This window comes from Phenylobacterium sp. P4_E10 (assembly GCF_056401675.1).
Genome location: NZ_JBFUIW010000017.1, coordinates 77,345 through 85,224 on the forward strand (window position 1 = coordinate 77,345; position 7,880 = coordinate 85,224).

Sequence of the window (7,880 nt, forward strand, 5' to 3'; positions counted from 1 at the left end):
CTGTCGCTAGGGTCGATGCCTCAAGCTGACGGGATGGTCTTGGCAGGGTCAATGACCTCCGACGTCGTGTCTGCGGCGGCCGTTTCCGTGGCGGCCGACTCCTCCTCGGCAGGCTCGACCGGCCTGGGTGCGAACAGGGCGGTCAATTCGGCAAGCGTCACCTTGCCATCGCCATCAGAGTCGATGCGGCCGAACAGCCGCTCGGCGCGCGCCGAGCGGCCGGGCGCTTTGCCCGACTTACCCGGCAGGGCGTCCTTCAGCTCGGCCAACGTGAAGCCGCCATCGCCATCGGCGTCGAGGGACTCCACCACCCGCTGGGCTGCCGTCTCCAATGCGGTCTGGGCCTCGATCAGCGCATCGAGCGTCTTGGGGCCGAACCGCCTGTGAGCCTGAGCTTCGGGCCGAACCTTGGCCGCGCGAGTCTCGTCGGCGCCGGCAATTGGCGCCGAGCGCCCATTCTTGCCGGGCTGCGGCTGTGCGATTTCATCAGATCCGACGAGGCCTGCGGCATGATCGGGGGCGACCTGATCACCCTTCTTCTTGCCAATGATTTCCGTGGTTTGGTCAGATTTTCCCAAACCGGGAGCAAGCAGATTGGCGGCGATCCCTGTCAGTTTGTGGGCAGGGGCGTGAATATGCATCGAGTGTCTCCCTCGCTGGGTTGGCTCGGTCGACGCAACGAGCGTGCCACCGCTCGCCTTGCGCCATGGAACGCCAGGGCGTAACGGGACGCTCCGCTACAAGATTTGAAGGAGACCGCCATGGGCTATCGGGTGGCCGTGGTCGGCGCCACGGGCAATGTGGGCCGCGAGATGCTGAATATCCTGGAGGAAGTGAAATTCCCCGTGGACAAGATTCACGCGATCGCCAGCCGCAAGTCGATCGGCGTTGAAGTCTCGTTCGGCGAGAAGATCATCAAGTGCGAGGACGTCGAGCAGTTCGATTTCTCCACTGTCGACGTCGTGCTGATGAGCGTCTCGGGCACGTTCGCCAAGGAGTGGGCCCCGAAGATCGGCGCCGCCGGCCCGATCGTCATCGACAACTCCTCTGCCTGGCGGATGGACCCCGACGTGCCGCTGATCGTGCCGGAAGTGAACCCGGACGACGTGGCCTATGCCAGCAAGAAGAACATCATCGCCAACCCGAACTGCTCCACCGCCCAGCTGGTCGTGGCGCTGAAGCCGCTGCACGACCGTGCGCGCATCAAGCGGGTGGTGGTCTCGACCTACCAGTCGGTTTCTGGGGCCGGCAAGGAAGGCATGGACGAGCTTTGGGACCAGACCAAGGGCGTCTTCGTCCTGGGCGCTCCCGAGCCCAAGAAGTTCCCGAAGCAAATCGCCTTCAACGTCATTCCCTTCATCGGCGCCTTCAACGAGGACGGCTACACCGACGAGGAAGCCAAGATGTGGAACGAGACCCACAAGATGATCGACCCGTCGATCGCGCTCACCGTGACCTGCGTGCGGGTGCCGGTGATGGTCGGCCACTCGGAGGCGGTGAACATCGAATTCCACGATCCGCTGGACGAAGATGAGGCCCGCGACCTGCTCCGCGAGAGCCCGGGCCTGATCGTCATCGATCAGCGCAACGACAAGGGCTACATCACGCCGAAGGAAGCCCAGGGCGAGTTCTCGGTGTTCGTCAGCCGCATCCGCAAGGATCCCACGGTCGAGAACGGCTTGAACCTGTGGGTCGTCGCCGACAACCTGCGCAAGGGCGCGGCTTTGAACGCAGTCCAGATCGCCGAGCTGCTGCACGAGCGCGGCCTGCTGAAGAGCAAGGCCACGGCCTAATGCCTAGGCCGCCATCCCGAGCTGATTGATCAGGGTCCGCACCTGGTCCATCCGCTCGGGATTGGCGGCCAGTTCGGTGCGGGTCTCTTCAAGGCGCACCATGCGCATCGCCTCCTGGCGGGCGCGGTCGGCGGCCGGGCCCGACGGAGCGGTTTCGCCCGTCGCCAGGCGCAGCAGCAGCAACAGCTTCTGGCCCGCGGGCGCCGGAGCCTTGGTCAGGGTCGGGATCAGGCGCGCGTCCGCCTCAACCATGCCCCCAACGTCGCCGATCTTGGCCTGGATCGGCTGGTAGTCTTCCGCCGCGAGCCCCGAGCGACCGACCGAGCGCTGCAACGCCGCCAACTTCTGGAGCTTCACCGCCGCGGTATCTGGGCCATAGCGGAATTCCTTCTCGAACCGCAGGGCCGCCACGCCGGCCGACAAGTAGCGTCCGGCCTGGCGCTTGTTGGCGCCGCCGATGACGTTCTCCACCAGCCAGACCAGGGCCTCGATCTCCTCGCGGGCGGTGCGCTCGCCGCCGCCGAGATAGGATTCGACGAAGTCGCTGGTCACCAGCATCCGCGAGCGCTGCACGAAGGCCGCCTGGACGTCGTCGCCGTTGAGCAGGGCGCCGGCGCCCGCCGCAGCGGTCAGGGTCATGGCGAGGCCGCGCATGATCGCGATCTCGCCGGGAGCATCGCCCGGACGAAGCCGACGCGGGCCGTTCAGTTCGCGCACCACCCGCTTGGCGATGGCCGAACGCACGCTTTGGAAGTCGTCGCTGGACAGCCACTTGGCGAGCCGCGTGGCCGCCTCCGACAGCGGCGGCATGATCTTGGCGACCGAGGGCTCGATCCGCATCAGGGCGTCGACCGTGTCGCAGGCCGACAGCCGGGTCATGGCAGCGAGCTGACCGCCGAGATCGAGGTCGGCCCCGAGGATATTGTCTAGTCCGGAACGCGAGCCGAGGATCTCGGCCATCGGCTGTTCGATGGTCTGCAACGCCAGCGCCCGAGGCGGTCCGGTTACCGGCGCGGCGTCGGCCAGGTCCAGCAGGCGCGAGATCTTCTCCGACCAAGAGCGGGCCGGAGCGATCGAGGCGGCGACGCCGGCCCCCAGCAGGTAAGCGCGATCGGGATCGTGGCTGACGCGCTCGGCGGCGCGGGCGAAGCCTTCCTTGTCGAGGTCCGGCATCCCGCCCTTGCGGAAGTCCTTCAGCAGCCGGTCGACGGCGCGGTCGACCAGGGTGGTGAACACCCGGATCAACTCGTGCACCGTCAAGCCGCGGGCCTGGGCCTCGGGAATGGCGACCTTCTGGATGGCGTGCTGCAGGTCGGTGCCGGAGGCTTCCAGCTCCTCGACCAGGTCGGCGCGGTGCAGCAGTTCGAACGGTGTCGCGCCCTTGCGCTCCAGCCAGCCCTCGAGAAGGCGGCCGATCCGTTCGCGAGCGTGGATGGTGTAGAGATCCTGCGGCTGCACGCAGAGCGGATCCTGGTTCTCGACGACTTTCTTCTTCTTGACCACCTCGGTGGCGCCGAGATTCAGGATGGAGACCGACTGGAACTCGCGGGTCTCGGAGTCGAGGGTTTCCTTGGTGACGCGGACAGCCGCCACGCGGCCTTCCTTCATCAGCTCCTCGGCGGTGGCGATGGCGGCCGTGCGGTTCTCGGTGGCCATGTCCAGCGTCCACGCCGCCCCGGGCGCACGCCGGATGAATAGCTCGTAGTGGACTTGCTGGCCGGGCACGACAGTTCCCCTTTGGGTCACTGATCCTGCCCGGACAAGCTTAATATGCCTTTAGCACAAGGCTTTACCGGACGTTGCGCGAATACCTGAAGCGGGAACCGACGCGTTCGCCGTCGACTTCATCCGACGAACGCCCCATTGAGGACACGCTGGCGGGCGATTAGCTATGCAAGCTTCGCTGAAGGAAACGACAGAGACCTATGGCCAAGATCACCCTGGTGGACGACGACGAGAACATCGTCACGTCGGTGAGCCTCGCTCTCGAAAGCCACGGCCATGAGGTCAAGGCGTACTTCGATGGCGCGTCCGGACTGGCGGCTCTCGAGAACGAACCCCCGGACCTGGCGATCCTCGACGTGAAGATGCCCCGCATGGACGGCATGGAAGTGCTGCGCCGGCTGCGCCGCACCTCGGACCTGCCCGTCATCATCCTGACTTCAAAGGACGAGGAGATCGACGAGATCCTCGGCTTCAACCTCGGGGCCGACGACTACATGCACAAGCCGTTCAGCCAACGGCTGCTGATCGAGCGGGTGAAGGCGGTGCTGCGCCGGGCCGGCATCGAAGGCGAAGAGCCCGCTGTGGGCGGCGCCGCGGCGGCGCCCAATGGAGACGCCGCGGCCCGTGCCCTGAAACGCGGCAAGCTCACCCTCGACCCCGCCCGCCACGACTGCCTGTGGGACGGCCGGCCGGTGAAGCTGACGGTGACCGAGTTCCTGCTGCTGCAGTCGCTCGCTCAGCGGCCCGGCTTCGTGAAGAGCCGCGACAATCTGATGGACGCCGCCTACGACGATCAGGTCTATGTGGACGACCGCACCATCGACAGCCACATCAAGCGGATGCGAAAGAAGTTCCGCGAGGTCGACCCGGAGTTCGACGCGATCGAAACCCTTTATGGCGTCGGATACAGATACCGCGAAGCCTGACCCGAAGCCGGAGGCGCGTAAGCGTCGGCCGACCCAGGCCGGCTCCTCCTCCTTCTTCCGTTGGCTGCCAGGCTCGCGCCTGGGGCGGTTCATCATCCTGCTCAACGTCCTGGGTCTGGCGATCATCATCGCCGGCTCGCTGCTGCTGAATGAGCTTCGGCGCGGCCTGGTCGGGGCGCGGATCGACAGCCTGACCACCCAGGGCGAGCTAATCGTCAACGTGATCAACCGCGCCGCGACGGTGGGCGAGCCGACGCCGGAACTGGACGCCCAGGCCGCCAGCGAGATTCTGCAGATGCTGTCCAACCCGCGCTCGCAGCGGGCGAGGTTGTTCGACGCCAACGGCAACCTGATCGCCGACAGCTACTGGGTGGCCGACCGCGTCGAATGGAAGGTGCTGCCGCCGGCCAAGCCGCGTAGCGACCAGGGCGGCCTGGCGCTGGACCTGAACATCGGCCGCCCGCCGCCGCCGGTGGCTCCCGCCGCTCAGCGGGCCCTGATGATGGAAGTCGGCCAGGCCCTGCGCGGCGTGCATTGGGCGGGGATGCGCACCGCCGAGGACGGCGAGCGGGTCGTCTCGGTCTCGATTCCCATCCAGCACGTCCAGGCGGTGCTCGGGGTCCTGACCCTGGAGGCCAGCGACGTCGACGAGATCATCCGGCGCGAGCGTCAGGCGCTGGCGCCGTTCATCCTGATCTCGATCTTCGTGACCCTGGTCTCCTCGATCCTGCTGAACAACCTGATCGCCCAGCCGGTCCGGATGCTGGCCCGCGCGGCCGACCGGGTGCGGTTGTCGCGGGCGCGCGCCATCTCGCTGCCGCAGCTCGCCAATCGCGACGACGAGCTCGGCGACCTGACCCGGTCGCTGGAAGACATGACCGACGCGCTTTCCGAGCGCATGGACGCCATCGAGCGTTTCGCCGCCGACGTCGCGCACGAAATCAAGAACCCGCTGACCTCCCTGCGCTCGGCGGTCGAGACCCTCGACCTGGTCAAGGACCCCGTCGCGCGTGAGCGGCTGCTGTCCATCCTCAAGAACGACATTAAGCGTCTCGACCGGCTGGTCACGGACATCTCCAACGCCTCGCGGCTGGACGCCGAACTGTCGCGCGAAGACTTGCGTTCGCTCGACCTCGGCAAACTGATCCACGACGTCACTCAGCTCTACCAGGACACCGCCAAGCCCGGCGACGTGCGTGTCCGCTTCGACCTTCCCGACACCCTGGAGCCGATCATGGTCTCCGGCCGCGAGGGGCCGCTGGGCCAATTGCTGCGCAATCTGATCGACAACGCCCGATCGTTCAGCGCCATGGGCGGTGAAGTGCGCGTGGCGCTGGAACGCGGCCGCGGCGAGGCGGTGCTCACCGTCGATGACGACGGTCCCGGCATCCCGCCCGACAATCTGGAGACCATCTTCCAGCGCTTCTACACCTCGCGCCCCAAGGGCGCCGCGTTCGGCGGCAATTCCGGCCTGGGGCTCTCCATCGCCCGGCAGATCGCCGAGGCGCAGGGCGGCTCCATCCGCGCGCTGAACCGCGTCGATGAGGATGGAGCCGTGGAGGGCGCGCGGTTCGTTGTCTCACTACCGGAGGCCCGCCGATGATCCTGCATGCCGGTCTGATCGCGATGCAGCGGGGCGGCCTGTGGCGCGGCGTGCTGATCGAGGGGCCGTCGGGGTCCGGCAAGAGCGATCTGGCGCTCCGGGCGCTTGATAACGGGTTTCGGCTCGTCGCCGACGACCGGGTGGTGGTCTGGGCGTGCGATGGCGCGCTCTATGGTCGCGCGCCCGATACGCTGAGCGCAATGATCGAGGTTCGGGGCGTCGGAATCTGCCACGAAACCCCGCTAGCCTTTTGCCGGATTGCCCTTGCAGTCCGATGCGGGCAGCATGAACGCATGCCGGAACCGGCCCTCAACGACTACGTCGGGTTGAGCATACCGACGATTTCACTCGCGCCATTGGAGTCTTCGGCGCCTGCGAAGCTTGGTCGCGCACTGCAACATCTTGGAGCTTGGGCGGAAGGGGCGTATCTAGACGCCCTCGCGGCCGGCGTATCGCCGCGGCCGGGTGGGGATTCCCGTTGAGAGAGTTGGCATGATCGGGCTCGTGATCGTCACGCACGGGCGTCTGGCCGAGGAGTTCGTCTTCGCCATGGAGCATGTGGTGGGTCCGCAAGCCGCGGTCGCCGCCATCTGCATCGGGCCGGAAGACGACATGGAAAAGCGCCGCAAGGACATCCTGGCGGCGTGTGAGGCCGTGGACTCCGGATCCGGCGTGATCCTGCTGACCGACATGTTCGGCGGCACGCCCTCGAATCTGGCCATCTCCGTGATGGAGCAGACCAAGGCCGAGGTGATCGCCGGGCTGAACCTGCCCATGCTGATCAAGCTGGCCTCGGTGCGCACCCGCCAGAGCCTGGAAGACTGCGTGGCCTGCGCTCAGGAGGCCGGACGCAAGTACATCTCCGTCGCGTCCTACGTGCTGGCCGGCGAAAAGTGATCATCGAGCGCACGGTCGAGATCATCAACAAGCGGGGCCTGCATGCGCGGGCCTCAGCCAAATTCGTCAAGCTGGCCGCCACCTTCGACGCCGAGGTCAAGGTCGCCAAGGACGGCACCAGCGTCGACGCCCGCTCGATCATGGGGCTGATGATGCTGGCCGCCGGGCCGGGCAGCGCCATCGAGATCCAGGCCGAAGGCGCCGAGGCGAACGACGCGGTCGAGGCCCTATCCGCCCTGGTCGCCGCGAAGTTCGACGAAGACGAATAGGGCGGCCCCGGTCGCCCGGAACCGCCCGTCTCTGCTTTCGCGGCTACTTCCTGACGATCACCAGTTCGGTGCGCCGGTTCTTGGCGCGGCCGTCTTCGGTGGCGTTATCGGCGACAGGATCAGCCTCGCCCATGCCCGCGGTCTCGATGCGGTCAGCGGCGACGCCCTGGGCGACCATTTCCTTCTTCACGGTCGCGGCGCGGGCGTCGGACAGCGTCTTGTTGGCGGCGGGATCTCCCTGGTTGTCGGTGTAGCCGACGACCCGGCCCCGCACGTTCGGATAGGCCTTGAGGATCACCACCAGGGTGCTGACCGTCGGCGCGCTCTCGGGCGTCAGCGCATTGGACGCCGTGTCGTAGTTCAGGTGGTCGAACACGAAGGTCTTGGGCGCCGCCTCGTTGGAGTCCAGGAACTTGGCGACGGCGAAGCCGATCGAGCCCGGCGCCACGGAGATCGTGGTTCCGCCCGGCAGGGTCAGGGTTTCCGGCGCCGGGGCAACAGGAACGACGACGGCGGGGGCCGGCGCGACCGGAGCGGTGGCCACCGGGGCTTCAACGCGCTTCGAGCCGCAATTGCGCAGGCCGAAGATCAGAGCCAGGACGACCGCCGCGGCGATCAGCCAGGGCAGGATCTTCATGAAGCCGCCGCCGCTCGTGGTCGCCGCGGC

The 7,880-nt window shown here is 67.1% G+C and carries 9 protein-coding genes; 6 read left to right on the forward strand and 3 right to left on the reverse strand.

Annotated elements, in window-relative coordinates; genetic code table 11:
- Positions 1 to 20: 20 nt before the first annotated feature.
- On the reverse strand, positions 21 to 641 hold the full coding sequence (locus AC1DQJ_RS17835; protein WP_477605734.1) for an EF-hand domain-containing protein: 621 nt from the start codon (positions 639 to 641) through the stop codon (positions 21 to 23).
- Between the two features lie 120 nt (positions 642 to 761).
- Between AC1DQJ_RS17835 and AC1DQJ_RS17840 the strand changes: the two genes are divergently transcribed.
- A complete protein-coding gene (locus AC1DQJ_RS17840; RefSeq protein ID WP_477605736.1) occupies positions 762 to 1,793 on the forward strand; it encodes an aspartate-semialdehyde dehydrogenase in 1,032 nt (343 codons plus the stop codon).
- Positions 1,794 to 1,796: 3 nt separating this feature from the next.
- Here AC1DQJ_RS17840 and AC1DQJ_RS17845 read toward each other — a convergent pair whose 3' ends face one another.
- A complete protein-coding gene (locus AC1DQJ_RS17845) occupies positions 1,797 to 3,518 on the reverse strand; it encodes a hypothetical protein (protein WP_477605738.1) in 1,722 nt (573 codons plus the stop codon).
- A gap of 200 nt (positions 3,519 to 3,718) precedes the next feature.
- Here AC1DQJ_RS17845 and AC1DQJ_RS17850 point away from each other — a divergent pair, with 200 nt between their 5' ends.
- The 5 genes from AC1DQJ_RS17850 to AC1DQJ_RS17870 are packed head-to-tail and all read left to right on the forward strand — an operon-like array spanning position 3,719 to position 7,213.
- Entirely contained in the window at positions 3,719 to 4,444 is a 726-nt protein-coding gene (locus tag AC1DQJ_RS17850; RefSeq protein WP_477605740.1) for a response regulator transcription factor, read from the forward strand.
- Positions 4,413 to 6,047 carry a stimulus-sensing domain-containing protein gene (locus AC1DQJ_RS17855; protein WP_477605742.1) on the forward strand — a complete coding sequence of 545 codons (1,635 nt, stop codon included), beginning with the start codon at positions 4,413 to 4,415 and terminating at the stop codon, positions 6,045 to 6,047. The genes AC1DQJ_RS17850 and AC1DQJ_RS17855 overlap by 32 nt, the downstream gene beginning before the upstream one ends.
- Positions 6,044 to 6,529: an HPr kinase/phosphorylase gene (locus AC1DQJ_RS17860; RefSeq protein ID WP_477605744.1), complete on the forward strand. Its 486-nt coding sequence runs from the start codon at positions 6,044 to 6,046 to the stop codon at positions 6,527 to 6,529. Before AC1DQJ_RS17855 ends, AC1DQJ_RS17860 begins: the two co-directional genes overlap by 4 nt.
- Before the next feature lie 10 nt (positions 6,530 to 6,539).
- Positions 6,540 to 6,944 (forward strand): PTS sugar transporter subunit IIA, encoded by a 405-nt coding sequence (locus tag AC1DQJ_RS17865; RefSeq protein ID WP_477605746.1) that lies wholly within the window; start codon positions 6,540 to 6,542, stop codon positions 6,942 to 6,944.
- Positions 6,944 to 7,213, forward strand: coding sequence for an HPr family phosphocarrier protein (locus tag AC1DQJ_RS17870; protein ID WP_477605755.1), 270 nt, complete (start codon positions 6,944 to 6,946; stop codon positions 7,211 to 7,213). The genes AC1DQJ_RS17865 and AC1DQJ_RS17870 overlap by 1 nt, the downstream gene beginning before the upstream one ends.
- A gap of 43 nt (positions 7,214 to 7,256) precedes the next feature.
- Here the strand turns inward: AC1DQJ_RS17870 and AC1DQJ_RS17875 are convergent.
- Positions 7,257 to 7,880: OmpA family protein (locus AC1DQJ_RS17875; RefSeq protein ID WP_477605748.1), on the reverse strand; the 624-nt coding region annotated here is incomplete at its 5' end.